The sequence below is a fragment of the Streptomyces sp. CO7 genome (assembly GCF_053474865.1).
Map to the genome: position 1 here is coordinate 57,690 of NZ_JBRIOU010000008.1, position 467 is coordinate 58,156.

1 protein-coding gene is annotated in these 467 nt (G+C 75.6%); it reads right to left on the bottom strand.

The features are described from left to right. Positions 1 to 467, bottom strand: a 467-nt coding sequence (locus ACOV8S_RS25140; RefSeq protein WP_448320505.1) for an FAD-dependent oxidoreductase, incomplete at both ends; no start/stop codon positions are given.

Here is a 467-nt window from a genome sequence, read left to right on the forward strand (position 1 = left end):
GTGCGGGGTGGTGGTGAGTCCGCATCCGGCCAGCACGTCGGCGCGTGCCCGGAAACGCGAGCCGACCACGACGGCGTCGGCCGCCAGGACGCGGCCGTCACCCAGCTCGACCCCGGACACCTCGCCGTCCGGCCCGGTGAGGACCCGGCTCACCTCGCCGCGCTCGACGGTGACGCCGGAGGCGGCGAGGGCCTCGACGGCGCCCTCGTCGAGCCCCGCGGGGTCGTGCAGCACGACGGTCAGCCGGTCGGTCAGGTGCCGGAAGAGCGGGGTCGGGTGGAGCCCCAGGGGGTGCGTGACGATCTGCACCAGGCGCTGGTCGCGCACCTCGAAGCCGTGGCAGAACGGGCAGTGGATCACGCCGCGACCCCACCCTTCGGCGACGCCGTCGATCGCCGGGAGTTCGTCGGACAGGCCGGTCGCGGCGAGGACGCGACGGGCCACCAGGGTGTGCCCGCCGGTGAGGT